At 52.1% G+C, this 26,467-nt stretch carries 20 protein-coding genes; 10 read left to right on the top strand and 10 right to left on the bottom strand.

Going from position 1 to position 26,467, the window contains the following annotated elements:
* Positions 1-272 precede the first annotated feature (272 nt).
* The 4 genes from SH527x_RS07905 (at position 273) to SH527x_RS07890 (ending at position 3,829) form a co-directional block, all read left to right on the top strand.
* Complete coding sequence (locus SH527x_RS07905) at positions 273-1,388, top strand: Sua5/YciO/YrdC/YwlC family protein (RefSeq protein ID WP_437194113.1); 1,116 nt, start codon at positions 273-275, stop codon at positions 1,386-1,388.
* On the top strand, positions 1,385-1,909 hold the full coding sequence (rpiB, locus tag SH527x_RS07900) for a ribose 5-phosphate isomerase B (RefSeq protein WP_437194112.1): 525 nt from the start codon (positions 1,385-1,387) through the stop codon (positions 1,907-1,909). Before SH527x_RS07905 ends, rpiB begins: the two co-directional genes overlap by 4 nt.
* A gap of 111 nt (positions 1,910-2,020) precedes the next feature.
* On the top strand, positions 2,021-2,401 hold the full coding sequence (gene gcvH / locus SH527x_RS07895) for a glycine cleavage system protein GcvH (protein WP_437194111.1): 381 nt from the start codon (positions 2,021-2,023) through the stop codon (positions 2,399-2,401).
* A gap of 339 nt (positions 2,402-2,740) precedes the next feature.
* The gene (locus tag SH527x_RS07890) at positions 2,741-3,829 is read left to right on the top strand and encodes an alpha/beta hydrolase family protein (RefSeq protein WP_437194110.1); all 1,089 of its coding nucleotides are present in this window, start codon (positions 2,741-2,743) and stop codon (positions 3,827-3,829) included.
* 116 nt (positions 3,830-3,945) lie between these two features.
* Here the strand turns inward: SH527x_RS07890 and SH527x_RS07885 are convergent, their stop codons facing one another.
* Complete coding sequence (locus SH527x_RS07885) at positions 3,946-6,420, bottom strand: hypothetical protein (RefSeq protein ID WP_437194109.1); 2,475 nt, start codon at positions 6,418-6,420, stop codon at positions 3,946-3,948.
* Positions 6,421-7,083: 663 nt separating this feature from the next.
* Between SH527x_RS07885 and SH527x_RS07880 the strand changes: the two genes are divergently transcribed.
* Positions 7,084-7,899 carry a 3-keto-disaccharide hydrolase gene (locus SH527x_RS07880; protein WP_437194108.1) on the top strand — a complete coding sequence of 272 codons (816 nt, stop codon included), beginning with the start codon at positions 7,084-7,086 and terminating at the stop codon, positions 7,897-7,899.
* Positions 7,900-8,002: 103 nt separating this feature from the next.
* Here SH527x_RS07880 and SH527x_RS07875 read toward each other — a convergent pair whose 3' ends face one another.
* A complete protein-coding gene (locus SH527x_RS07875; RefSeq protein ID WP_437194107.1) occupies positions 8,003-9,583 on the bottom strand; it encodes an aldehyde dehydrogenase (NADP(+)) in 1,581 nt (526 codons plus the stop codon).
* Between the two features lie 403 nt (positions 9,584-9,986).
* On the opposite strand from SH527x_RS07875, the gene SH527x_RS07870 reads away from it, so the two are divergent.
* Positions 9,987-10,994: an NAD-dependent epimerase gene (locus SH527x_RS07870; RefSeq protein WP_437194106.1), complete on the top strand. Its 1,008-nt coding sequence runs from the start codon at positions 9,987-9,989 to the stop codon at positions 10,992-10,994.
* A gap of 67 nt (positions 10,995-11,061) precedes the next feature.
* Here SH527x_RS07870 and SH527x_RS07865 read toward each other — a convergent pair whose 3' ends face one another.
* The 3 genes from SH527x_RS07865 to SH527x_RS07855 all read right to left on the bottom strand — a co-directional run bounded on the left by SH527x_RS07865 (position 11,062) and on the right by SH527x_RS07855 (position 12,988).
* Complete coding sequence (locus SH527x_RS07865; RefSeq protein ID WP_437194105.1) at positions 11,062-11,493, bottom strand: hypothetical protein; 432 nt, start codon at positions 11,491-11,493, stop codon at positions 11,062-11,064.
* Positions 11,494-11,642: 149 nt separating this feature from the next.
* The gene (locus SH527x_RS07860) at positions 11,643-11,813 is read right to left on the bottom strand and encodes a hypothetical protein (RefSeq protein ID WP_437194104.1); all 171 of its coding nucleotides are present in this window, start codon (positions 11,811-11,813) and stop codon (positions 11,643-11,645) included.
* Positions 11,814-11,965: 152 nt separating this feature from the next.
* Positions 11,966-12,988: a DUF1559 domain-containing protein gene (locus tag SH527x_RS07855; RefSeq protein ID WP_437194103.1), complete on the bottom strand. Its 1,023-nt coding sequence runs from the start codon at positions 12,986-12,988 to the stop codon at positions 11,966-11,968.
* A 492-nt stretch (positions 12,989-13,480) separates the two neighbouring features.
* Here SH527x_RS07855 and SH527x_RS07850 point away from each other — a divergent pair, with 492 nt between their 5' ends.
* On the top strand, positions 13,481-14,596 hold the full coding sequence (locus SH527x_RS07850) for an alanine racemase (RefSeq protein ID WP_437194102.1): 1,116 nt from the start codon (positions 13,481-13,483) through the stop codon (positions 14,594-14,596).
* Positions 14,597-14,666: 70 nt separating this feature from the next.
* On the opposite strand, the gene SH527x_RS07845 is transcribed toward SH527x_RS07850, so the two are convergent.
* Positions 14,667-16,037: an MFS transporter gene (locus tag SH527x_RS07845; RefSeq protein WP_437194101.1), complete on the bottom strand. Its 1,371-nt coding sequence runs from the start codon at positions 16,035-16,037 to the stop codon at positions 14,667-14,669.
* Positions 16,038-16,354: 317 nt separating this feature from the next.
* On the opposite strand from SH527x_RS07845, the gene SH527x_RS07840 reads away from it, so the two are divergent.
* Both SH527x_RS07840 and SH527x_RS07835 read left to right on the top strand, forming a co-directional pair.
* Positions 16,355-17,623, top strand: a complete 1,269-nt coding sequence (locus SH527x_RS07840; RefSeq protein ID WP_437194100.1) for a PQQ-binding-like beta-propeller repeat protein — start codon at positions 16,355-16,357, stop codon at positions 17,621-17,623.
* A gap of 514 nt (positions 17,624-18,137) precedes the next feature.
* Positions 18,138-20,411: a HEAT repeat domain-containing protein gene (locus SH527x_RS07835; protein ID WP_437194099.1), complete on the top strand. Its 2,274-nt coding sequence runs from the start codon at positions 18,138-18,140 to the stop codon at positions 20,409-20,411.
* A 118-nt stretch (positions 20,412-20,529) separates the two neighbouring features.
* Here the strand turns inward: SH527x_RS07835 and SH527x_RS07830 are convergent, their stop codons facing one another.
* Entirely contained in the window at positions 20,530-20,847 is a 318-nt protein-coding gene (locus tag SH527x_RS07830) for a hypothetical protein (RefSeq protein WP_437194098.1), read from the bottom strand.
* Between the two features lie 1,066 nt (positions 20,848-21,913).
* Between SH527x_RS07830 and SH527x_RS07825 the strand changes: the two genes are divergently transcribed.
* Positions 21,914-23,032, top strand: coding sequence for a pyridoxal phosphate-dependent aminotransferase (locus SH527x_RS07825; RefSeq protein ID WP_437194097.1), 1,119 nt, complete (start codon positions 21,914-21,916; stop codon positions 23,030-23,032).
* Positions 23,033-23,129: 97 nt separating this feature from the next.
* On the opposite strand, the gene msrB is transcribed toward SH527x_RS07825, so the two are convergent.
* The 3 genes from msrB to SH527x_RS07810 form a co-directional block, all read right to left on the bottom strand.
* On the bottom strand, positions 23,130-23,534 hold the full coding sequence (msrB, locus tag SH527x_RS07820) for a peptide-methionine (R)-S-oxide reductase MsrB (protein ID WP_437194096.1): 405 nt from the start codon (positions 23,532-23,534) through the stop codon (positions 23,130-23,132).
* An 87-nt stretch (positions 23,535-23,621) separates the two neighbouring features.
* The gene (locus SH527x_RS07815; protein WP_437194095.1) at positions 23,622-24,371 is read right to left on the bottom strand and encodes a PP2C family protein-serine/threonine phosphatase; all 750 of its coding nucleotides are present in this window, start codon (positions 24,369-24,371) and stop codon (positions 23,622-23,624) included.
* Between the two features lie 360 nt (positions 24,372-24,731).
* Positions 24,732-26,159, bottom strand: coding sequence for a phytoene desaturase family protein (locus SH527x_RS07810; RefSeq protein ID WP_437194094.1), 1,428 nt, complete (start codon positions 26,157-26,159; stop codon positions 24,732-24,734).
* Positions 26,160-26,467: the final 308 nt, after the last annotated feature.

Genomic DNA, 26,467 nt, shown 5'->3' with positions numbered 1-26,467 from the left:
GCTGGATTACCTGCTGGTGATCGCGAGCAATTTGCTCTAAAATAGTTTGAGGTAGTCAGTGAATGTTTCCAGCGTTGTGCGTGGAGTACCCCGGTTTGCATGGCTGAAGGTGTCAGATCAAGTTCGAGGTTTATGCCTTGGTGATGTCACAGCTTCTGCCATGCTGGTAAGGATTCATGCCACAAGTCAGCTGTCAGAATTGGGCTGTGAAAGCTTAGTTCAGTGCACGTTTCCAGGTTGACCCATCGTATTCACTTCCGAGCTTGATGCTCATGGCCCGTGAACTCCACCTCGATCAGATTGCTGCAACTCAAGAAGCAGTGCAGGCTGTCGTTGCGGAGTTGGAAGCCGGCGAGCTCGTCTGTATGCCGGATGATTGTGGGTGGAACCTTGTCGGGCTCGCCACCCATGAGATGGCGATTCGAGCAATTCATGGTGCGGCGAACGCAGCTGGATATCAGACTGCGATTGGTGTTCCTCATGCGAGTATGGTCAGTGATTACGTGACTGATCCATCGTCGCTTTTTTTGAAACTTTCGAATCGGTGCTGGCCTGGTCCGGTTGTTCTCCGTGGCGGTGCGGCGCAGAGCGAAGGTCTCGCCAGACAATGGCCGATCGGGTCGCAAGGCTGGGCGTTGAATGACCGAGGGCGCGCGTTCTACTGCCCGTCAGAGTCGTTTTCGCAAGAAGTGCTGCGTGCCGTATCGTCTCCGGTCCTCAGTCTGATTGGTTCGTCCGAACGGCCACTCCCGACTCTTGAGGAGCGGGATGTCAGTTTGATTGTGCGTGGGGCTCGAAGTCGTTTTCAGATTCCCCCGACAGTTGTTTCAGTCACAGGCAATCAGTTTCAAGTGGAGCGTGCCGGAGTGGTGAGCGAACGGATGCTGGAAAGACTGGCCGGAGAGGTCTATCTGTTTGTATGCACGGGGAATACCTGTCGCAGCCCAATGGCCGAAGCCATCTTCCGTAGAATGCTGGCCGATCATTTGAATTGCCGCGAAGACGAGATCATCGATCAGGGATATGTGGTCCTGTCGGCAGGATTAGCGGCATATCGCGGGTCACCAGCCGCCCCTGAAGCGGTTCACTTATTGAGACAAGATGGAATTGACCTGAGCGGTCATGAAAGTCAGCCGGTCACTGAGGAATTGATTTCTCATTGTGATCATATTTTTACAATGACCCGCAGTCACCGGGATGCATTGGTTTCGGCATTTCCGGAGCTTGCTGGTCAAGTCCGATTACTCTCTTCACAGTCCCAGGACATTCCTGACCCGATCGGCGCAGGAATGGATGAGTACATCCGATGTCGGGACGTGATTGCCAAACACTTACAGCGATTGCTGGAAGACATTAATTTGAGTGGAAGCAAAGGAGCTTCAGCATGAAAGTTGCGATTGCCAGCGACCATCGCGGTGTTCGCGTAAAAAGCCAAATCCTGTCCCAGATGAAAGAACTGGGGCATGAAGGGGTGGATTGCGGTCCTGACGACCTCAACAAGAGCGTGGACTATCCTGATTTCGCGTTTCAGGTTTCGGAAGCGGTTTCAACCGGCAAGGTTGATCGCGGAATCCTGATTTGTGGAACGGGGATGGGAATGTGCATTGCTGCCAATAAGTTCCCAAATGTTCGCGCCGTCACTTGCCATGATGATGTGACTGCGGAATACAGCCGCCGCCATAATAACGCCAATGTGATGTGTCTCTCGGCAGATATGCTTGGTGACAAACTGTTGGGACGAATCGTTGAAATCTGGCTGCGGACCGAGTTCGAAGGGGGACGCCATCAGCGCCGCCTTGAGAAGATCGCTGCATACGAAGCTGGACACGTTCTGCCAACGGACACGTCGGATGGTCATGGTTGCTGCAGCGGTGCTGTTGCAACTGAAGCCACGTCTGACAGCAAATAGTTGAAATTCGTTTTCTGTACTGGGTTCGCCGGTCAAGACAGTGTTCTGGCCGGCTTTCCTGTTTATTTTCCCTGCGATTTGTTTCGTTATTCAACAAGGGTAATCACTGGTATGAACCCCACAGAGTTGAAGTTTGCAAAAACACATGAATGGGTCGCACTGCAGGGACAGGTTGCCACGATTGGCATCAGTGACTTTGCAGTCAAAGAACTCACCGATGTTGTGCACCTCGAACTGCCACAGGTTGGCAAAATCGTCTCTGCTGGTGCAGAGATCGGAGAAATCGAGAGCGTGAAAGCGGTCTCGGATATCTATGCGCCTGTCAGCGGCAAGATCATTGAAGTGAATTCATCGCTTCAGGACGATTTGTCACCATTGTCGGATGATCCATACGGTGCCGGATGGATCGTGAAGATTGAGACAACTTCGCCAGCCGATCTGGATGCTCTCCTGAGCTTCAGCGACTATCAGAAAGATTGCGAAGCACACTAGTCTGACCTGGTCTGTCTGGTCGACATGCAGCGTTGATCTTCTCAATAAGAAATCGACTGAGCGCCGCGTGACCAGCTTGCGACATCGGTTCGACAATGTTTTTTGCAAGTGTCTTCGGGGACGGTATTCCTGTGCATCAGGGATGCCGTCCTTTTCTATTGTTAGACATGTTGACGCAACCTTCGCAAATTCTGGATTCTACGAGCAATCTGAAACCTGAGGAGGAAGCTGGCGGGTAGCGTTTCACAAGAGACGTGCGCTCTTCACGTGACCGGTTCGGTCGATCATGCGACCGCAAGAATTCGAAAAGTGCTCTGAAGTACCTGAGATGGGGGAAAGATGAGATCGTGTCGTCAGGCAAGGATTCCCCGACTGTTCAATTCGATTGCGGTGTTTGCCGGTGTGTTCTGCATCAGCCTTGGTGTTCTAACTGGGAGTGCGTTCGCAGATCTTGCGGGACTCGTCGGATCGAAATATCAGGCGAAAGATTCCCTTTCCGTTGGCGATGAATCGCGTGAAGATGCAAAGCAGTGTCTGCAGAATCTCTGTTGGAACTGCAGTGATTTTCAGGTGACAATTGCGGCACCCGTCGACCCGAAAAGAGAAGATCTTCTGGTGAGATTTCCATCGCCGCTCTCGACGGTGGAAGATGAATCTTCGATTGCGGTCATGGAGTGGTATTGCGCTCGTGATGCAGACCAGAAAGTATTGACCGCCCCGGCGGTCGTTGTGATTCATGAATCCGGTCGCAAGATGCCAGTCGGGCGAATGATTGCTAAAGGATTTCAGTCACGCGGAATCCATGCGTTTCTGCTGCAATTGCCGGGCTATGGTGAACGGCGAACGGCACGTCCGACGGATGGTCAATCGTTATTGACTCGCATTCGTCAGGGAATCGGCGATGCACGACGCGCACGTGATGCCGTCGCTGTTTTGCCGCACATCAGCCATGATCGGATCGCGTTGCAGGGGACGAGTCTGGGAGGCTTTGTTGCTTCCACGACAGCCGGATTGGATCGTGGCTATCACGACGTCTTTCTGATGCTCTCCGGGGGAGATCTCTATGGAGTCATCAAGAATGGAGAGCGAGAAGCGGCACAGATTCGGGAGATGATGAAGGCTTCCGGATTGAATGATGAGGCACTACGGGAAATCACAGATTCAATTGAGCCGAACCGCCTCGCACACCGGTTAAATCCAGAACGAACATGGCTGTATTCAGGGCTGTTTGACACTGTTGTCCCGATCAAGAATGCCAGGTCATTCGCGAAAGCAGCCAGCTTGAACGGCGTCCATCATTTTCAGATGCCGACCGATCACTATACCGGCATCGTATTGCTGCCAGCGATTCTTGATCAGATGTCAGCTGAGATCTTGCAGATTCCCATCGATCAGGTGAAGTCGCCGCTGACGCGCGCTGCAGAATAGCAAGTCCCATCCAAGCGACGTTCATTGAATTGCGCATGGATTCTGGAACAGAAAAACGAAACTCCCGCAGGCTGATGAACAGGCTGCGGGAGTTTTTTATTTTTGCTTTGAATCGCTTAACGCTCAGGCCAGTTCAAGTGTTTATGTAAAAACTTGTACGTGCCGACCCCATGAATTGCGTGCGGGCCGTCGAAGTATTCGATTTCAGCAAGGTCTCTGATTCCCAGCTTCATGTAGGCTCGCTGAACTTTGGCGAACTCATACGCAACCCATTCGTCTGGTGCCACTCCGTCATCCAGCCCTCGTTCAACCATGAATGGACGCGGGACCATGAGCCAGGTCAGTTCGGCATAGTTGGCGATGTTCCCCATGTTCCATTCAAAAATTTCGTACTCACCGTGGAAGACATACGAATAACGGTCTTCTCCGGACGCGTTCTTCAGGATCCACTCATTGAAGTCTGCCGAACAGATCGAGAGACAATAGCCCGGCTGATCAGCAGTGGGAGGGAGCATTGGGGGAATGCGAACGGCGGATTTGCCCCCATAAGAGATCCCGTAAAATGCGATTCTGGCGGGATCGACATAGGATTGATCTGCCAGCCAGCGAAGCGTCTGTCGATGCTGCTCAATGATGTAACTGAAGAGTGAGCGGCCCAGCGGATTGCTTTTTCGCTGAAGCACTCTGAAATTATCAAATCCACGAAACGGATTCTGTGGGGCGTAGACGATGAAGCCTCGTTTGACGAGTTCAGTACTCGCGGCCTGATAAGCCTTCCATTGGCGAGTCGATTGATCCTCGGTGATCGTGTCGTTTGGGGTTCCCTCTAATCCATGCTGAAAGACGACGACAGGCCGCTTCTCATTCGGTTTCAAATCCTTTGGCAACAGTAATACTCCACCGGCGAAGATCCCGGGATCGGCCTGATTAAGAGCGTCTGCTGCTTTAGTGTCACCTGATGGGGCAGGGATCACATCGATTGTGATCTCGAATCCAGAGTGGGTCGGGGTGTCGATCACTTTTCTTGAACGTGCATTGTGGGGAACGTTCGCATTCGGCAAACGACCGATGAAAGTGTCGTGGACCAGATTGCGATACTCGTCCATTGATTTTGAGAACTCTTCTGGCGTCGTGAGTTTTGCTTTCGACCAGAGTTCCCGTCGGGTGTGATGGCATGAGTGCAGGATGCGATAGCAGTCATCGTTAATCTCGTCGACTTGCGTTTTCGAGCGAGCCTTCAGGTATTCGTCACTCGGAGGGACGATCGTTGGAGCGAGTGTGATGGCCACTTCAGTCACGACGGGAGACGCACCAAGCTTCTTGAGACTGTCGTTGAGCGAGTCAATTGTATGAGATTCCGCAGAGTCGCCAGACGTGAGCAACACCCCGTCTGGGACCCCGGCTTTCTGATAATAAGCCTGAGCACGTGCAAATTCCCGCTTCACCGCGTCGAGTTGAGGAGTTCGAATGACTCCGGGAGCGGCGACGGTTGCACGATTGGGGATTTCTTTGGGCGGATCGATTTCAGCTGCATTTGAAGCATCGACAATTAAACGTCGCGGCGCGATCAGGCTCGCAAGTTCTGCGTCTCCAAACTTCTTGAGTTGCCCGTAGATGTTACGGTAGATCGGTTCTTCCCAGACACGGTTTCGCTCACTGAAATATCCTCGGATTGCAACCGCTTGAATTGCTTCTGCGTCAGCAGCAGCGGCGGCCAAGGCGACCAATCCACCTTCGCCAGTGCCGATTGCTGCAACTTTCAGTTCACTGGCCGGGAACTCTCGCTGAACGGCCTGAATTCCAGTGAGAACCTTGGCAACATCGTACCCGATTGGATGACGTCCGAGCTCAAATCCCAGACGATACGTGAACTCGCGATGAGTTTGGTTAGTGAAGCGAACTGCGGGATGTCCAGAGAAATCAGAGTTGAGATCAATTAGTGCAGGACAGAGGACAACGTAACCCTGCAATGCCAGGATTTTCGCGTATTGTTGGTCATCTGGAATTCCAGGTTGAATACCGAAACATTGTTCCGGGGTCTGATTGGCATCTGGAATAACAACAATGAGTGGCACTGTTTTCTTTGGCTCAAGTCGCAACTGCTTCGGGACTGCAATCATCCCGCGCCCCGTGATGCGGTCCGTGGTATTCCATTGGCATGTTGAGACAACCGTGACGATGTAGTCGGCCCACGGTGCGGTGTGTTCAGCAGAGAGAGCTCCACTTCCAGCGATTGAGAGTTGGGGAACAGAAGACAATGGCTCCGGAAACCCGATGATCTCTTTCCATTCTTTTCTGGCCGCATCACGGTCAGCTTGACCTTCCTGCGAATTGATCGAATGGGCGAGCCACGGAGCGTTCCGTTGTGCTTGTGAATTATTCAGCTCTCGCTCTGCAAAGAGACTGATCCCACGAACCATGGCGACATCGAGTGGTTCTGCAAGCTGAAGTTCCTGCGTTCTCGGTAATGTCTTCGCGTTCTGTGCCGGGATGTCACTGGCATCAGTACGTTGAGTCCAGACGAAGAGCATCACGATTGCCGCGATACATTCAGACGCCAGCCAAAGACGAATCGCAAGTCGATAAGACATGACTTCCTTCCAAACCGGATTGGTCGATCGTGTGGGCACGCAGCAGCCTTCTTCTCGACCTGATTCTGTGCCCGTGTGCCTGAGATGGCCATTTCAAATCTTGAACGCCTCTCAAGCAAGCGAAACTCAGAAAAAGCAGTGATCGAGCGATGTGATCTCAGAGACTGAAATCAAGGCCACCATCGATTATCGATTCCACTTTATGAGTGAGCATTAAGAGGTTTTATCTGGAGGCAGGGGATATATCGAGCCATTATTGAAAATATTGACTCAACACGGTTGACTCAACCGCTTTCCAAGTCTTGAATGGACGCATCAGATCATTGTGATTGATACAATCCGTTCAGTGACGGGCCGACCTCTCATTGCGCCATTGCTTCGGCTGGCGGTCTGAGTGTTTCTCTCGCTGGAAGGTGTGTGCTTTTGCTTGATATGTTTCAGTTCGGAAATCATTGGGAAAGACTTACTTTCGTTTCCAGTGACTTCTGAATGCATCTGATGTACTGATGGCCGGTCTGATGACTTCGTACACGCGACTTTGTGTGCTCTGAAAATCAGGTCTGAAAGCGTTTCGCGGTAACTCTATTTCTCTCCCCTGATAAAGGCCCACCTGTGATGTTGAGAACGCTGTTCCCTGTTGTGCTAGGATGCCTGGGGCTCATTATGAGCACCTCAGCGCAGGCTGAAGATAAGAAGGCCGAGAAGAAAAAGGTCATTGTTCCAACCGAGAAGATTGAACTCTTCAACCGTAAGGACCTGACCAACTGGTACACTTGGATGAAAGACACCAAGTACGAAGATCCTCGCAAGATCTTCACCGTGCAGCCAAACGGTGATCTGCGCATTTCTGGTGACGGTTACGGGGGATTGATCACCAACGACGAGTACGCAAGCTACCACCTGATCATTGAGTACCGTTGGGGTCCTGCGACCTGGCAGAACCGAAAAGACCGCACCCGTGACGGTGGTCTGCTGCTGCATTGCCAAGGGGAAGACGGAAATCTCGGAGCATCAAAAGGTTCTCCGGGACCTTGGATGTCTTCAATTGAATGTCAGATCATCGAAGGGGGCGTAGGCGATATCCTTGTTCTGCCAGCCACAGATTCTGACGGCACCATGCATAAGCCAACAGCAACTGTCACCATCTCTCGCGATCGTGACGGCGAGCCATTCTGGGATCCAAAGGGAACCAAGACCGAGTTCACCAAAGGTCGTATCAACTGGTACGGTCGCGATCCAGATTGGAAGGACGTTCTGAACTTCCGTGGTCCAAAAGACGTTGACAGCCCGGGACAGGAATGGACACGTCTGGAATGCTATGTCACTCCAAGCGAACTCGTTTATGTCGTCAACGGAACTGTTGTGAACCGCGCTACTGAAGTTGCTCCAGCTTTCGGCAAGATCCTCCTTCAGACCGAGTGCGCCGAGATGTTTGTTCGTAAACTCGAACTGCACCCACTGCCAAAGAAGATTCCGTAAGACCTCAAAGCTGATGGTCATCTGAAAAGTGAGGCCGGTTCCAGAATGTCTGGAGCCGGCCTTTTTCTTTGAATCAGTCTTGGTTAAGACACAGCCATTATTCTTACGGAGCTGTGACGTCGGCCTTTGTCCACTCTCCATCGACGAGACGCCATGTCAGGTTGTTTGGATTCTTGTTCTGTAGTGTCGGTGGAAGGCGATCTGGTCGCACGTTGTCATAGCACTGCAACATCGCAAATCGCTTCAATGAGCCAGGAACTCCGACAGCAGTGAAGCCTGGGTGACCGGTTGCCGGGAAAGGTCCGCCGTGGTTCATTGCAGAACTGACAGCAACGCCTGTTGGCATCTTGTCATTCAGTAGACGCCCGACTTTAAACCTCAGGACACCTGCGATTCTGTCATAGAGTTCATCGTCTTCGCCGGTGGTGCTGGAATAAATGCATCCGGTGAGGTTTCCCATGAAGTGTCGCGCGATCGATTCCAGTTCGAAATCATCTTCCGCCACGACGATCAGCGCTGCATTTCCAAACGCTTCCGTCTGGAGTCCGATCGGATCCAGCAGGAAATCGCTCCCGGAGACTCGCAGCAGTGTGTTGGCATTGCAGTAGCGGGAAATATCGGAATTTCGGTTTCCTGTGACGATTTCGGCTCCTGCTCGCTGCAGCGTGACGATGCCAGCTCGCAAATGAACTTCTGTATTTTCGTTCAGCAGTGTTCCGACTGGACTGGAATCGAATTTCTCGGCGACCATTCGAATGAACTGTTCGGAGATTGGCCCAGCCTTGAGGACTACAAGGCCGGGGTTCGTGCAGAACTGCCCTGTCGCCATCAAAACGCTGGTGACGAACTCACCGACGATCGCTTCCAGTCGTTCAGTCAGTGCATTGGGGAGGAGATAAACCGGGTTCACGCTGGAAAGCTCGGCATAAAACGGCTTCCCGGCCAGATCCGCAGCACCCTTAAGAAGCAATCCAGAATTCCGGCTGCCTGTATATCCCACTGCTGCGACGAGTGGATGGGCGACAAAGTGAGCGCCGTCTTCGTTCCGCATATGGTAAATCAGCTGCACGAATCCGGCTGGCATTCCGGTTTCGGTTGCCGCTTCTTGAGCGGCTTCTGCCAGAAGACGTGTACTCGCCGGGTGAGACGGGTGCCCTTTGGCGATGACAGGATTTCCAGCGGCAACCGCAGAAGCAAAATCCCCGCCAGCGATGCCGTTGTAAGCGAACGGAAAGTTGTTTGGACCGAAAACAACGACCGGACCAATAGGCCCGAGTTGGGAACGGATGTTCGCTTTCGTGTCGATTGTCGCATCTCGCCATGAACCGTCGCGTGCAGCAGCAGCGGCAAGGTGGAGCTGGTTGACAGTTCGTGGAATTTCGGCATCTTTCAGACGCGGAGAGATCGGTAGGGCAGTTTCTTCGTGAGCGGCTGCGGCAAGTTCGGCGGCACGGCTTTCGATCTTGTTCGCGTAGGCTTCAAGAAACTCGGCAAACCGGCTGCCCGGCCAGTTTTTGACTTCTTCAAACGCGCGATTGGCCGCTTGCAGTGCGGTCTCGATTTCGTCCCAGATACTGATGGGGTAGTCGCCATCAATGGGCTGACGCGTTGCCGGGTTGACTGCCTGAAACGTTTGTTTGCCTTGCGACGGTCGCCATTGACCTTGAATCAACACCGGATACATCAGACGTTCTCCTGTTTTCTCTCGTATGTCGAATGATTAGTCTGATCTTGGCGAGGTCGATTTCACACGCAACAGACGAACAGAATTTCGACGTGAGTGATATGCTTCTGTCTCAATGTTAGAATGTCACCAGCGGAAGCGGTATTCCATTTGACGCGATCAAACGGCGTAGTTTTCGGGTTTCACCTTTCAAGAATTGTTGAAATTGGTCTCTTTTCTGTTCTGACCGGACGAATGCGACGCCCTGATGATGGGATCTCGCAAATTTTCCTCCCGTGTCGCAAAGGGGCATTACAGGGGGACATTTCAGCTGAAAAGTGGGTGGGCGTGCGTCTGCAACCGGTTCCGTTACACTGCGCCTGCAGGTTGAGAATCATCCAGCGTCCTTGAGGCCGATGCCATCATGAAGATACTTGTGACCGGAGCCGCCGGATTTATTGGCTTCCATGTGACGAAAGCGTTGCTGACCCGCGGCGACACCGTCATTGGTCTCGATAATCTCAATGATTATTACAGTGTCGCGCTGAAACAGGACCGCTTGAAGCAACTGCAAGAGTCAACTCGGTTCCAGTTTGAGAAGAAGGAGCTGGCCAATCGTGAAGATTTGCGGCAGCTCTTTGAGTCAGAAAAATTTGATCGGGTCGTTCACCTTGCAGCACAGGCTGGTGTCCGCCATTCGATGACGCACCCGCACACGTATGTCGACTCCAATCTTGTCGGCTTTGTGAACATTCTCGAAGGATGCCGGGCGAACGACGTTCAGCATCTCGTCTATGCGAGCAGCAGTTCCGTTTATGGGGCGAATACGACGCTGCCGTTTTCGGTTCATGACAATGTTGATCATCCGCTCAGTCTGTATGCCGCAAGTAAGAAGGCGAATGAGTTGATGGCTCATACCTATAGCCATCTTTTCCGGCTGCCGACATCAGGGCTGCGTTTCTTCACGGTCTACGGCCCCTGGGGGCGACCAGATATGGCGATGTTCATGTTCGCCAAAGCCATCCTCGCTGGGGAGCCGATCAACGTCTTCAATCATGGCAAGATGAAGCGTGACATGACCTACATCGACGACATTGTGACTGGTGTTGTGCGGACGATGGATCATGTTGCGGAACCCAACCTGAATTGGTCTCCTGCGAACCCTGATCCAGGAAGCAGTTCCGCCCCTTACCAGCTCTATAATATCGGGAATCATCAGCCAGTGGAGTTGATGTACCTGATTGAAACCTTGGAGAAGGAACTGGGAGTCACTGCCAGAAAGAACTTCCTCGGAATGCAGCCGGGTGATGTTCCGGAGACCTATGCTGACGTCGATACTCTCATCGCTGCTGTCGGGTTCAAGCCCAGCACAAGTGTGGAAACTGGTGTCGCGCGCTTTGTTGAATGGTATCGCTCATATTTTCAGGTTTAGAGCTGATCGCGGAAAAGCCAGTTCCAATGTTTTCAGGTCACAATTCTTAATCAGCGATCGACCGCTTTTACTTTTTGTCGCTGTGCTTCTTGTGGTCGTGATCATGTGAATGATCATGACTGTGTTCATGGTTGTCCGTTGGCGCCTGGCTTCGTCTGCGGTTCAGCTGGGCCTCTGCAAAGGCGAATGAAGCGCGATGGGCAGCTTCCCATTCATCGTTTCGAGCCTGCTGGATAATGTTCTGAAAATGCTGTCGCTCCGGCTGTGACATCTTGCCCTCTTTAGAGCGTTCATCGATGGCAAGATTGACCTTTTCGATCATCTCTGGACTGCGATTGGAAACAGCCGTTGTCAACAATTGAATGTATTTGAGATTGTCGAACTCGACAGCAATCGGACGCGTCCACCATTGAAAGGCAAACCAGCCGATGACGCAGAGAATAAGTACTCCTGCCGCGACGATCACATTCTGACGTGAATCTCTGCTCCCGGTTTCCATTGCATCTTCCAGTCGTGCGCAGTTGAAGTTGTGATCGAGCCAGATCAGAACCGGACATGCCAGGCTGATCCGAGCCCGATTATGACAACTTCAACTGCAATTTGCACGTCAGTGTAGCAATGGCTACGGTGCTGATTCGGAATGTCGAATCATGTGGAAAAATGCTTGGTTCGCTCGATTCCGTCTTTCGAATTCTCCGGGTCAATGACCGGTGCCGCGTTATCTTTTGACTCGGTTTGTGTTCCCGATTTGCCGCAGCCAGGAGCAAGTAATACCGAAACAAGCAGGAATGACCGTGTGAGATTCAAGATGGTTGTCATCAGAAAGCAGCCCTGAAGATGTGTCGTAGAAATGTATTGAAGCAAAGGCGTCGTGATTGAGTCTGCCTCTAACTCAGATTGTGAGCGGATTTCAATGGTTGAAAACTGCTCGCTCTACTTGAGATTGAGATGAGCCGGTTTCGTAGCTCGGTTTACCATTCGCCGACGGCAACTCCGGAGTTTCGTTTGCAGAGAGCGAGAAACGTCTCATGGTGAATGCTGTCACTCATGAATCTGACGGATCCATCTGCAAGCAGGACACCGACGCCTCCAGAGTGAATTGACCGCAGCGGTTTGTTCGTTTCGCCGCCCAACGTGTCGGGACTGGTGTTCCCTTTTCCGTCAGGTCGGTTGGAACTGTAAGTCTTGTCGTTGAGTTTGTAGCGGATCGTTGTGATCTGGTAGGTGTGCCGTTCGCCTGTGCAGCACCCACTGATTCCGGGAACTCCTGTTAAATTCGAGCTTGCGCCAAGACTGAATGGTGTTGATGACCGGAAATCAATTTGCTTTCCGGTTGAATCTTTTGCGAAGTCAGACTGTTCGCCGATCATCAACGTGTTGCTTGTTCCATCTGTGATTTCCGCGATTCGCACTGCCTTGTTCACTGGTAAGACCCCGTTGGAGTTCATCGTCCCCCGGTTTCCAGTCACGAATCCTGATCCGGCATCAGCTGTTCCACTGATTCCTACGAATGTTGGAAGTGGAGCCTCACGCACCTGTGCCGTTGGTAAAGTGCGAGTCGGGAGTGGGCTCGATGGACAGAAAAAAGACTGCGGTGACAGCTGTCTCAAAATATTCTGGTTTGCAGCGATCGTTTGCGAATTGGGAATCGCCTGCCACCCTGCAAATACTGCAGATTGGTCGAGCAATGGAAGTAAGCTGATCCAGAAGTTTCCAGTATTTGCGGCCGCGTCGGTGCCGATGTTCCCAGGCGGAAAGCGGCCGTAGATATCCAGGTAGTTGTGGAGTGCCAGCCCGAATTGCTTCAGCTTATTTCGACACTCAGTTCGACGTGCCGCCTCGCGAGCCTGTTGGACGGCTGGCAATAACAGGGCAATGAGAATCGCAATAATGGCAATGACTACCAGCAGCTCAATGAGTGTAAATCCGGGAAGGGGGCGAAATCCTTTGGTGGCGGGAAGTGTTTTGCGAGAGAGTGGTCCAACTCTAGACACGGATTTTGAGGTTTGATCCATAGTGGTGTGGGCCCATGACTGAATGTTGAAGATGAATATTCGCTAGAAAAGTCTCTTATGCGGTTCGGAGATGCCTGCTGAAAATGAAATGCCCCGTTGACTGTGATGGTGTGTTGCAAGCAGAAAACGTGTGCAAATGGAACGAGGTATTCAAATAGATCGAAATGAACTGATGTGTATTATGCATCGCTGATTAGGACGCAGCAATTGAATTTGATGCGATTTGTTATTTATGCTTTTGAGTGCGTTCCTTTCTAACTCGCCGCAATTCACCATCTTGTGCAGGTGGTGAATTCTGAGGAGTTTCCCCTCTGCGAGACTCCTGCCTGGTCCTTTGACGATTTCAGCCAGCCTGTTAGTCTCGTTACTCGATACACATGCTGGTGTTGCATCCCTCCGTTCGCTCTGAAGGTCGAGCCCCACCAACGTTTGCAAAGTTCACCACTGACAACATTGAGAAGGTCTGGCGGAATGGTTTCTACATTTGCACCTGCGATCGAGGCGGTCCCTGCAACACCTGCGATTGTCATCGATTTCGCCACTGCTGAACGGAATAACCAGCGTCTGGTCGACTATGCTCGCCAGCACAACATCAATGTTCGCCCTCATACAAAAACACATAAATCGCTGCGTTTTGGGCAGATGCAGATGGCTCAGGGCTGCTCAGGCCTGACTGTGGCGAAGGTGGGAGAAGCGGAAGTGATGGCGAAGGCCACTCATGATCTGCTGGTGGCATATCCTGCGATCGATCCGGCCCGAACCAAGCGTCTGGCGAAGCTGGCTGGTGACCTGACGCTGCGTGTTGCAGTGGATAGCCGTGAAGGCCTCGAAGCTTTGGCCTCGGCGGCTCGTCAGGCTGGAACAACGATCGGCATTCTCGTTGATCAGGATGTCGGGATGGGACGCACTGGCGTACCGACTTCGGAGATCACTTTAGAGTTGGCCAAGTTTGTTAAGCAGAACGAGCCTGCATTGCGTCTGGACGGTCTCTTCTTTTATCCCGGGCAAGTCTGGGCACCGGCAGATCAACAAGGTCAGCAGCTTGCTGAAATTGATGCCATTTTGGGGCGGACACTTGAACTGTGGAGATCACATGGGTTTGAAGCTCCGATTGTGTCAGGCGGTTCGACCCCGACGACTTATCAGTCCCATCTCGTGACAAACGGAACTGAGACCCGATCAGGAACGCACATCTTCAATGACATGAATACGCTGCGTGCGAATTTCTGCACAGAGCAGGATCTTGCTCTTGGTGTCATCTGTACGATCGTGAGTACTGCGGTTTCCGGTAAGGCAGTGATCGATGCAGGATCGAAAACTCTGACGTCTGATCGTAACGTCCGGTTACCGGAGTCTGGTCACGGTGCTGTTCTAGAATACCCTGGCGCGAAGATTGTTCGTCTGAGCGAAGAACATGGTGAGCTGGATCTCACTCATTCTGAACGCCGTCCGAGAATTGGCGAACGCGTGACTGTCATTCCGAACCATGTTTGCCCGGTGGTGAACCTCCACGATCGACTTTGGTTGCAGGAGAAAAATGGGGAACTGGCGACGCTGCCGATCGAAGCCAGAGGACTGATTTTCTAAGGTTGGTTCAAATGTTGAGTTGTCCGCACGGCAGTGTTCTCTTCAGGAATACTGCCGTGCGGATTTTGTTTTAGAGACCCTGCCGTTGATCTGTGTTCATCGTGTTCAACTCGGATGATCGAACTCCGAGTAGCCAGAACGGCGCGAGAATTCTTCCACACATCGAGATCATCATCAGTGTGAGAAATGCAGAGGCTTTGGGGGTACCAGTTGCAGTGAAGTAGACGAGCAGCCGATCAAGCCCCCAGCCACCAAGGAGCCCTGCCATACCGGCAATGAGTCCAGAGATTTGCTCATAGAGCGCGAAGTGCCCGAGGTTGTTTCCACGGGGAGCAAGTTTGAGACACATGTTTGCGCCACAGACATTGACGAGAGCAAACGCGCTCCACAGCGAATACGCCACAATCAGCCACCACCAGTTCTCTGCACTGGAGGCCAACCAGCAGGGCATCGACAGACTGACAAGGAGCAACCCCAGAAACATGCCTCTCCGATCTCGATTGGAATCGCTGAGCTTGCCAGCCCACCAGCTAACAGGAATTTGAAGTAAAAGCATCAGGCTGATGAGGATTAAATACGTCTGCAGGGGGATCTTCAAAATGTCGTAGGCATACTTGAACAAGACTGCCTGAGTCAGTCCCTGAAAGAATGCAGCGGTCCAGCGAGAGGCGAGCAGATAGCCAAAAGATCGATTGCCGGTGAGAGCGGCAAACCAGCGTACCGGTTTGCGTTGTGCTGCGGTTGCTGGAACTTCAGGAAGTGGGAGTAACGGACCAGCGGAAGCAAGGACAAACAGTCCTCCCAACACAAAGATGACCGCGTAACTCCAGCGTTCTGCTTCATCTGGCAGTGTTTTTAAAAATTGATTGCGGAGTGCCAGCGTCCCGAGTGGCATAAAAACTCCGACAAGCAGACTGGCAATCTGACGTCGTGAGAAAAGCTGTCCCCACCGGGATCGAGGAGCAAGATCGCTAAGCCACGAGTAATAACTGACGTAAGAAATGCCTTGTGCGAGATACCAGACGACGGTGCAGCACAAAATGTAGGTCAGAGCTGTTGTCTGTTGCCCTTGCGTTGCCGGAAAGAGCAACGCCATCGGGATCATCATCGATGCCAGGCGACCAATGATCAGCCCGGCCAGCCAGACTTTCTTCTTATGTCCCACCCAGGAATAGAATCTGGCAACGAGCGCACTCATCGACTGACATGTTTCCGGGAGAATCATCAGGACCGCGAGCCAGAATGCGGATGGCTGAAAGCTGGATACGAAGTAATTGAAGAAGCTACCCGTCGTTAATGAATTCCCCGCCTGAAACAGCATCTGATTGGCAACGACTCGCGGAATCACCTGACCGGGCTGAGGAGAGATCTGATCTTCCGAAGAGGCCTGGTTTTCCAAATTGGACAGTGTCTGCTGTTCTGTTTCTGTCAGTCGAGGCATAGCAGATTGAACTCAGGCGGGACGAGGAGGAGAGAGAATTCAATTGGGGGGAGGGTAGGAAGCAGTTCTGTTGGATGCTATCCGCTTATGGCGAAAATCTGATGCTGATGTGCATCAGACTGTCAGATCGAACGGTAAGGTGGGGCCACGGGGAGTCCAATCGGTCGTTGAAAATACAAAGCAGTTTGACTGCGGACCTTGACACGATGGCTATCTTTACGGCACTCTGAAAACGCTGAATGCTGGCAGATTATCGGGGTATCGAACCATCCAGACATTTTCGTAACTGGCACCTGACACGATTTGAGGAGAGTTCCGTGCGTGGATTACTCTGTTACGTTGCCCTGATGAGCAGCTTTTCATCGATTGGGCATGCTGCCGACAACTGGCCACAATGGCGCGGAGAGAATCGGGATGGCAAAGCGGTCGAACCCGGTCTGAAACTCGATTGGGAAAAGAGTCCTCCCAGCCATCTCTGGACCATCGAAGGGATGGGCAATGGCTACGCGAGTGTTTCCATTGTGAATAACCATCTGTTCACGACGGGAAACTTCCCAGAAGGTCAGGCTGTCGTTTGTATTAACCTTGCGACCAACAAGCCGGCGTGGCGGACTCTCGTGACATCAGGAAAGCCGCGACATGACTACGAGGGGTCTCGCTGTACTCCGACCATTGATGGCGACCGCTTGTATGTTGTCAGTTCCGATGGGGGCATCAGTTGCCTGAAAGTGGACAATGGCGAACTGCTGTGGTCACGTAAGTTTCAGGACGACTTTGGCGGAGAATTGATGTCAGGCTGGGGATTCTCCGAGTCTCCATTGGTCGACGGTGACAAAGTTCTTTGTACGCCCGGCGGAAACGATGCCGCTATGGTCGCTCTCGACAAGGTGACCGGAAAAGAAATCTGGCGCACAGCGGTTCCGTATCAAGGGGATCGTGGGAAGAAGGGGGCAGGGTACTCTTCGATCGTGATCTCTGAAGCCGGAGGGGTTCGTCAGTATGTCCAGCTCATTGGACATGGATTGATCGGAGTCCGTGCGGAAGACGGGAAATTGCTGTGGGGATACGACAAGGTTGCCAATGCCGTCGCGAATATTCCAACACCAATCTGCAAAGGTGACTTCGTCTTTGCATCAACGGGGTATCAAACGGGCGCCTGCCTGTTGAAAATTACGAAGGCCAAAAAGGACGAAGTGAAAGCCACCGAGGTCTACTTCCTGGATGCGAAGACGTTTCAGAACCATCACGGGGGGATGATTCTGGATGGCGACTATGTCTATGCAGGTCACCAGCACGGCAAAGGAATTCCGATTTGTATTCATCTTCCAACTGGGAAGATCCGTTGGGGAGGTCGCGTTCGCCCTGTCGGAGAAGGGTCTGCCGCAATTACTCAGGTGAATGATCAATTGATCTTCCGCTATCAGGACGGAACACTCGCATTGATTAAAGCGACTGAGAGTGAATACGTTCCTCAAGGTTCATTTGAACCGGTGTTTCAGGAGCGCGAAAGCTGGGCACATCCCGTTGTTGCCGGAGGAAAGCTTTACCTTCGCGAACAAGACAAACTGATGTGTTACAAGCTGTAACCTGTCCCCGGATTGACTCGAATATCCGGCAGAGATTCTCTCGTCTCTCCCGTCTGGCTGTCGCCATCTCGAATCGGCTTAATCGTTAAACTAGACCGGTGGACCTTCCTGTGAACGGACTGGTCGACCGGTCTTTAACGATTACTGTCCGAAAGACCGATTTGCTGCGAATTCTGCCACTGAGCAAGTTCAAGTCCCACCTGTGATTGTTTCGATAGTTCGAATGCACTCCCTGCGGAGATTGTGCGCCCTGTCTGAATCGCCAAGTCAATGTGGCGAGATTGGACGAACGACGCAGATTCTGAATTCAGAGTCATCAGGCAGAATCTTCTTGGGAGCAGCAGATCGCGAACTTAAAATCGATTGCAGAGCAGCTGTCTCGTTCTGAGATGGTTTCCTGAAGTCAGGGGCTCTGTTGCGGGAACATGCCATAAGAGGTGTCTGAATGACGTAACGCCAGTGCGGGGAACGTCAAAAGAGACCGGGCAGCGAGATGGCCAGGGGAGTCAAGAACATGCGGCGGAGTCTTTTGAGTCGAGTCCCGATGTGGGCTGCTGTCTGCGCAATGTTCCTTTCGACACAGGTTTATGCTCAGCCAGAAGCACCGGAATCAGGACGTCCAGTAGACGATCCGCTGGTGGTGAAACCGAAGACCATTCCGGAAAACTTCGACGCAGCGCTGCTGATGGTGAAGTTGGTTCGGTTGGATCTTGCGAAATATTACCTGCAGCAGACACTCGAACTTTCCCCGAGTGATTCAGATTTGATGGCATTGCGATCAGCACATGGAACAGGAACCTTTCTTGAGCTGAGCCGACTGGAAGAACTCAATCCGCCTGCAACTCAACTGTTGAATCTTATTCAGGATGCAGTGAAACGTCAGGTGGAAGAACCCGGCTACGCAGAAGGTCTGATCAAGAAGTTGAACGGAAGTTCCAGAGAGCGATCAGAGGCCCTGAGCGAACTGCAGCATCTTGGTTCTTACGCCGTTCCGCCGATCTTGAAGAGCCTTGTTGGGGATTCTCTTGTTGGTCGGGACACGTTGTCGGTGACTCTGACACGGCTTGGCACAGACGCGGTTGCCCCATTGATCGGGGCTCTGAACTCTCCAAATCAGGAGGTCCGTACCGTCGCTCTGGAAGTGCTCGGACGAGTCGGATCTGAATCGGATGCTGTCTGGCTCTGGTATCCAGCATTCGCTGAAGGACAGAATCCCAGTGTTCAGGCGTCTGCTCGGGATGCTCTTGCCCGAATCAAATACCAGGACGTGAAGAAGGTTGAACGGATCGCCTTGGATGGTGCTCCAGCTCGATTGTTGCAGATTGCGAATGAGCATCTGACCGGGACGTACGTCTGGCCGTCAATCTATGAAGATCAGGCACAAATTCCAGTCTGGAACTGGAGTGAACAAGCTGGAACCGTTGTCGAATTTCGCGTTCCTCGTGAAAAGGCGTCTCTGTTCTTTGCAGAGCGGCTTGCACGGGAAGCTGCGAGTCTGGCTCCGGAATCCGAGCAGGCACCCGTTGTGCAACTTGCTGCACTGTTGATTCGCGCTGTTGAGGCAAACCAATGGAATTCGCCACTTCCAATCGGGAAAGGCGAGGCCTTGGATCTTGCCGTACGATGTGGCCCGGATGTTTGCCAGCGTGTTCTTGGATACGCCTTGGATCAGAAGCTCAGCGCTGCTGCGGTTGGAAGTCTGGAAGCACTCGCGCTCAATGGGTCGCCATCACTTCTGGAGCGAAGGAACGGTCGCAGTGCGGTGATCGAAGCTCTGGATTCATCAGACCAGAGAGTTCAGTTTGCTGCCGCAACAACCATTATGCACTGGGAGCCGACTCGACCGTTTAGTGGAAGTCAGCGAGTCATTGAAATTCTGGCGCGAGCGATCAACGCCGAATCCCGGACCGCCAGCGTTGTGATGGACCCCAATACATCTCGCGCTCAACAGACAGCAAGCCTGTTTTCGGAACTTGGATTTACTGCCTCACTGGTCTCAACGGGACGAGAAGGGTTTCAGGTCGCATCGGAACGCGGAGACATTGCACTTGCCGTGTTGCACCCTAATGTGATTCGTTGGGAGTTGACGCAGACCATTGCGAATTTGCGAGCCGATTCACGCACAGCCGACATCCCTGTTGTGATCTATGGGCCTCGTTCAATTCGCGACCGTTTTAATGATTTCGCATCTCAGTTTCAGAAGGTGGTCTTCATTGAAGAAGGAAATTCTTCGATGGACCTGAGCAGGGAATTGGCTCCATTTCTTGTGAATCTGAATCCGCCAGCTTTTACTCAAGAGCAGCGGAAGCAACAGATGCTGACAGCAGCTGCGTGGTTGCGTCGAACCGCGGTTCGAGATGTTCCGGGCGTTTTTGATCTGCTTCCTGCAGAGACGGCGCTGGTGAAGTCGATCTATGATCCTGAAATTGGAGCAGACGCGATTGTCGCATTGGGAGCAATTGGACGTGTAAGCGTTCAGAATGAATTGCTGAACGTTGCCGTTTCCGCGACGACTGCGGTTGAGAATCGCCGACTCGCTGCGTCTCAGTTGGCGTTTCATATTCAACGGTATGGGCTGTTGCTCACTCCGATGGTTACCAAGACAATTCCGGCAGCATTGAATCGCGAGACTGATCCTCAGGTTCGTCTTGCTCTGGCGAGCGTCATTGGTTCGCTTCAACCAAGCCCAGCCGCGGTCCGGAAGGAATTGCTCACTCAGCCAGCGTCGCTCAGTCCAGAGTTTTTGCAGCAGGCTCAGCCAGCCGCGACTAACGGAAGCGAGCAGTAATCCAGATCCCGAGCGGCAAGTAAGTTCGCACCTTGAACCTCTCGCAACGAAAAAAGCCTGCAAGTCTGATGTAGACCTGCAGGCTTCTGTTTTTCAGCAGAGGAAGAACCTCTTCAAATTAGTTGCACTCAGCAACTGGAGCATCGCAAGCGATAGCAGCACAGTTAGCATCGCACTGATCTGGTGAATCGTGGAAAGCTGAACCGCGGGTGAAGCTCTTCAAAGAACCGTTTGACTTACGAGCGCTGAAGCCTGTGAAAGCGTAGCTCTGGTTCAAAGAACCGATAGCGTGAGCAACGTCGTTCAGTTCTTCAACAACTGCGTACTGGATCTGGCTCAGACCGACGATCAGGCCCAGAACGAGGATTGTTGCAACGAGAACGAGTTCAGCTGAAACGATGAAACCAGCTTCATCTGCGAGGAGTTGACGAATCATTGTGTAAATTCCCGAAATCTTTGTGATGGTTTTTGTTTTGGTACTGGCCATTCAGTCAGGTCTGATCCACCCAACGAAAAGCAGTTGCACATCACGCTGATTCATGACGCACTGACGAGATCACAGAAATCAGTCTGCGAACCCGACATGTTGGCTACCCACACCCGTACCAGCTTGTGGGCATCAACTCGGTCTCAGATTGCTCTGAATCCGACACTTGATGCAGGAGACATAAAGCAGGGGGTGTGCCAAAAATGGAACGTTGGTGTTGATCCTGTGCCTCGGTGGATGTTGCCAAGGTGAGAAAAGGCAACGGGCACAACGACTTCCGGAGTGATGCAGAATTTCACCGGTGCGGCACAGACGCGGTGCCAGGCAAATTACCGATGGGTGTGCGTCAAATGATTGAAACAAACCGTTCGGCGCAATCTCGACATCATGTTCAGTGTCTGAAATAGAACATGGCACGCTCTGAGTTTTGAACTCAGAACGAATCATCAAAGCGACGGGAGATAACATTCACAGGCGATCACTGGATCGAAAGTCAATTCAGGTTGACCCCGTGAGATGGCGTGAATGTGAGTGTTGCACTGATTGTGCCGATTACAGTAATTGTTTGTTCTACGTGAGGTGTAGAATGGTTGGTTTGCGGTAAGTGGTTTTATGGTGGTGGCTTGTGGCGATGTGGCTCTTGTGGTGACGGCAATGAGTTCGTGTCGAATCAGCGGGAATAATGCAGGGGTGTTCAGGGTTGTGAGCGTTTTGTTTAATTGCGGTGGTCGTTGAGTTAATGTGTGGTGACGCAGGGCAACAAACAGACTGAACCGGGCCAAACGAGGGGCTTCGCCAATCAAGTGATGCAGGCTTTGGCATTTCACTGGGACTGGTGTTTGAATGGGCATTACAATGGTTCACCGGGCAGCAATTTTCCGATCAGCGGCGTCTTCAATATGAGCCAACGCTGAACGTGGACTCTGACTGAGTGACTGTTGTTGCTGGGCATGGATTTTCATTGTCAGGCGGTTTTCGTCGAAATAAATCCCGTTGAAATAGATTCGAGACAGAGATGAGTGAACGCTGGATTGCGGACCGGATGCATAAGATTGATGCCTCAGGGATCCGTAAGGTCTTTGACCTCGCCGCAAATATGAAGAACCCGGTCAATTTGAGTATTGGCCAGCCGCACTTCGACACTCCGGATGCGATCAAAGCTGCGATGCACGCAGCGGTGGATAGCGGCAAGAATGCGTACAGTCAGACACAGGGGATCAAGCCACTTCTCGAATTGATTCAGAACGACGTGAATCAAAAGTATGGGCACTCAGACCGAGAAGTCTTTGTCACCAGTGGGACTAGCGGTGGCCTGATGCTGGTCTTGTCAGCGCTCCTCAATCCAGGGGACGAAGTCATCGTCTTTGACCCATGGTTCGTGATGTATAAGCATCTCACGACATTGGCCGGAGGGGTGATTCGTGCGATTCCAACTTATCCGGACTTCAAGATTCCATTGGATCAGGTCCGGGATGCAATCAACAGCAAAACGAAGCTGATCATTCTGAACTCACCATGTAACCCGACAGGCCATGTTGCGAGTGAAGAAGAAGTTCGTGGGCTTGCTGAACTGGCAAAAGAACACGACATCGCTCTGTTGAGTGACGAGATCTATCGTGTGTTTTGCTACGACAGCGAATTCGTCAGTCCAGCGAAATACAACGATCAGACAATCGTGATTGACGGCTTCAGTAAGTCACACTCGATGACCGGGTGGCGAATCGGCTGGGCGCACGGGCCCAAGTCGGTGATCCAGCAGATGATCAAGTTACAACAGTTCACATTTGTCTGCGCACCACATCCAGTGCAGTGGGCAGCTTGTGCCGCATGGGACTATGACATTCAGGATCGCGTCGCGGATTATCGTCGCAAACGTGACTTGATGGTAGATGCCCTGAAAGACGACTTCGAAATCTCAGGGGCGGAAGGGGCCTTCTATCTCTTCCCGAAAGCGCCGTGGGGAACAGGGACTGAATTCGTGAAGAAGGCAATCGAAAACGAACTTCTGATTATCCCCGGGAATGTGTTTAGTGCTGAAGATACGCACTTCCGGATCTCCTATGCGGCTCCGGATGAGACATTGCTGCGAGGGGCAGAGATCCTTCGAAAAGTTGCCAAATCTGGGGGCAAGTAGTTCTCAGTTTCTGAGTTTGTGAAACCAAAAGAGTTCAGGCCGCTGGGAAGCACCTGAACTCTTTTTTATTGATTTGAGCCTGATCCGGAACTCTGTTTTATTGCTCTTTGGGATGAAAGAGAATTGCGACAGAATTGATACAGTACCGCTCTCCCGTCGGGGTTTGCGGGGCATCCTCAAAGACGTGACCAAGATGTGAGTCACACTTTGAACAGAGAACTTCAGTGCGAATCCGCCCGTGACTTGTGTCGACGACCCGAGTGATTCGGTCTTCTGCTTTTGCGAGATAGAAGGCAGGCCATCCACAACCGGAATTGAACTTGGTGTCAGAGTCGAACAGTTCAGTTCCGCAGGCAGCACACGTATAGGTTCCCGGTTCGAAGTGCTCATCGAACTCGTTCTGGAACGGTGGCTCGGTTCCCTTTTGACGCAGTACATAGTACTGGGCCGGATTGAGCCGCTTCTTCCACTCTTCTTCCGAGAGATGAATCTTGTCCGACATCTTACTCTCACTGCTGTCGTATAAAGAAAAGTTCCCAGTCAGCGATGATGTCTCAGTTTGAGACATTCCCAGAATGTGATTTCCTGATCACGTGACGTAAACGACGACACCGGTAATGTTGTCTTTCGATCCACCTTTTTGAGCCGCTTCCACAAGCTGTTCGGTTGCGGTTTGAGGATCGTCGTTCTCTGTCAGGATTCTTTGAATGGAGTCGAGCGTATTCCCGTCTGAAAGACCGTCAGAGCAGAGCAGGAAGCGATCACCGGGTTGCGGAGAAATGCGAACCGGATCTGTCCCGGTTCCGCCTTCTTTCGTTCCCAGATAGCGGTAGAGAACGTTGCGGTAACGGTGAGTCTTGGCGTCTTCTGCGCTGATCGTTCCTGCTTTGACGAGCGCCTGAGTCAACGAATGATCTTCTGTCAGTTGTTGCAGCTGGTTATTGCGTAGCAGGTAAGTCCGGCTGTCACCAATTCCGCCGACGTAAAATTCGTTATTGACCACCACGATAAAAGTGATGGTGGTCCCCATGTTTTTGCAGGAAGGCTCCAACTCACCGATTGCAATGATCTCGGCGTTCGCATGACTGACAGATTTATCAATTCCGTCGACTACCGTCCCGGAATTGGATCGCTGAAAATCGATTAAGGACGTGAGTCGACTGGAGATGAGTTCAACGGCCATTGCACTGGCTTTTTCGCCAGCGCATTGTCCACCCATGCCGTCTGCGACGAGGAAGAAACGCCCTGTCGGATCGATGAGAAAACGGTCTTCGTTATTCTCGCGGAAGTTCCCGGTGATGCTCACCGCGCCCCAGTGATATGGTCCTGATCGCCCCATGATTCTCTGGTCCGCCTGAATGTGTTTCTGACAATGGCCTGTTTCGAAATCTGTGAGACTTACGAACGAGCGCTCTGACGAAATTCTACCTGGACTGTGATCGAAACAATGTGACTGATTGTTCCGGTCACTGATCTGTTCTGGAGTTGCGCTGTGTGAGAGCCCCCGAATCAGTAATTTATGATGGCGAACGAAGTGATACGACGCAACGCGAGATTGCGTAAGATTTCAATTCGTCCTGATTCAATTCTGCGGTGACCGTTATTAGCGACATCGAACGTCGTGATTCTTCTGTCGGTGTCGCAAATATAACGGGTGCTTATCGTTTGCAGGCAGATCTCCAGCAATCGATATTACTGGTCACACCCGTGCAGATGCCGCAGTCAGTGCCTTATCAATCTCATTGGACACGATTACGCCGTAGTTTACAGCACCCAGCCACCCGGACATGATGATCCCAACCGATCCTGCGTGGTACAGACCGGAGATCTGTTCAGGAAGCGTTTGTGAGACCTTGAGTCCTTCGAACTTGGTTCCGAAGCTGGCTCCCTGCAAGTGTCGAGTATAGAACTGGAATGTTCGTGGAGTGGATGCTTCCACCCAGTCGAGTTTCGACCGAATGTCCGGGACGTATTTTTCGAGGCAGGTGATCGTGGATTCGCACAATCGCTTTTTCTCTGCTTCGTACTCTTCTTCCGGAAGGTCGGCCCAGTCTTTGTAGTTCGCATTTGTCGAGGAAACGACGAGCCAGCGGTCGGAACCTGGGCGTGTTTCCGGATAGTAAAACGAGAACGTCCGGCTGCTCACGTCCTTCGAAAGCATGGCATCGATATCGAAGCCTTCGTGTTCCGAATGGAACAGCAGGTCACCGCAGTTGTCGAACCCTTCGCCCGGTTTCAAGCCGAGGTAAACCTGACAGCTTGAATTGTTGAGCCGCACGGCTTTGGCTTCTTCGACATAGCTTTTATCGAAATGCTCTTCACCGACGAGATTCAGGATTGTCGATTTGACGTTCGAATTCGAAAGCACCGCGCTGCAGGTGATTCGTTTTCCACCAACGTGTACGGCTTTCACTTTGCGTTCTTCATCGACTTCAATCTTGTCGACGAGAGTCCGGATTCGCAGGTCGACGCCGTTGCGAATCAGTTCATCTCGCATCTTCAATACAAGAGCGTCGGTTCCTCCCTGAAAGGTGTAGACCCCTTTGCTCATGAAGTTGCTGAAAACGATGCCGTAAGTGATGGCAGGATCTTCGAGGGTCGACCCGTTTGCATAGGTGATCGGCTCCATCAGCAGTCGAACGATATCGCTGCGTCCCGGGAAGAACCGTTCAAACAGCTCTCGAGTTGTCAGCGACTGATCATCATAGAAGTTCATGTTGCGAGCAGTTGCAAAGAACTGATCGACAGTCTCATGCGGAACCTGAAACTTCTGGGTGATGATGTTGGTGAAGTCTTCTCGTGTGAACGAAGTCTTCAGCGAGAACTGCGGGTTCTCAAACCGCACGCCGGTCAACGGGATGATGCTTTCGGCAATCTCCGGGGTCCAGTACTTGCGGCAGCTCTTGATCATTCCGACGGGGAAGCCGTGCAGGGAGATGTCGAAAATGTGCCCCCCTTTACGCTTGAACCAGGTGGCCATTCCCCCCAACTGATAATGGTGCTCCAGCAGCAGGACAGAGTGTCCTTGTTTTGCGAGCACATTGGCTCCGGTCAATCCAGCCAAGCCTGACCCGATGACGACAACGTCATAGTGATCTTTCGTTCCCTTCAGAAAATCCTTGGCCATTGACTTCAATATCCCTTATGAACGTCCTGAAGCAATTTCCTCATCCACACCGTGTGAAGGTCAGACCAGAATTGAATCTGGCTGCGGCTTTCGATGCAATGCACCGGGGCTGGTTGAGAAAACGCTAAAGCGGTTTCGTATCTTTTGTTTGGTGATCACGGTTCAGGCGACTTGCCTGGAATGGCAAAGACGCCGTGGATGAGCACTCAATCTTCACGATCAGTTTTCACAATCAGATTGACTCTTGTGTGTCAGGCTGCGACATCATACGAAGCTGGCACTTTCAGGCTCTGTTCCATCCGGTCTCT

This window comes from Planctomicrobium limosum (assembly GCF_051465645.1).
Lineage (GTDB): Bacteria > Planctomycetota > Planctomycetia > Planctomycetales > Planctomycetaceae > Planctomicrobium.
This window is presented reverse-complemented; position numbering and strand designations above follow the sequence as displayed.